This window comes from Sphingomonas sp. S-NIH.Pt3_0716 (assembly GCF_003950715.1).
Lineage (GTDB): Bacteria > Pseudomonadota > Alphaproteobacteria > Sphingomonadales > Sphingomonadaceae > Sphingobium > Sphingobium yanoikuyae_A.
The window spans coordinates 1-531 of record NZ_QLJK01000142.1 but is presented as its reverse complement, the minus strand read 5'-3'; the positions used below and the strand labels follow the sequence as shown (position 1 = coordinate 531).

Sequence of the window (531 nt, the reverse complement as noted above, 5' to 3'; positions counted from 1 at the left end):
GGCGCTGGTCCCGACGGGGTGGATCCTGGCTGTGCTGCCGCTTGGCATGGTTGGTCATATGGCAGGCCATATGATTGCCGTGGCGATTGCAGCGCCTTTTCTTGCCCTTGGCCTGTCGCAAGGGCGGTTTGATCCTGCGCGTCTCTGGCCCGGCCTCACAAGCCCGATGGCGATGATGCTGGTGGAACTTGTCACGGTCTGGCTCTGGCACCTGCCGGCCCTTCGTGCGGCGACAATGACGTCCTTACCAATGCTGGGGCTCGAGCAGGTCAGTTTCCTTGGAGCAGGTCTGCTGCTCTGGTCATCGGTGCTCCGCGCCGATCATCGGGCCGCTGGCATCGGTGCCCTGCTGCTGACATCGATGCACATGACGTTGCTTGGTGTCCTGATCGGCCTGGCGCCAAGGCCTCTCTACGCGGCGGCGGATCATCATCATCTGGCCGGCATGGACCCGCTGATCGACCAGCAACTGGGCGGTGTCCTCATGCTGCTGGTTGGCGGGGCCAGCTATTTCATCGGTGGTCTTGTCCT

At 63.1% G+C, this 531-nt stretch carries 1 protein-coding gene; it reads left to right on the top strand.

Annotated features, from left to right (window positions below; translation table 11 throughout):
• A partial coding sequence (locus BRX37_RS26520; protein WP_206434244.1) for a cytochrome c oxidase assembly protein occupies nt 1-531 on the top strand: 531 nt, incomplete at both ends.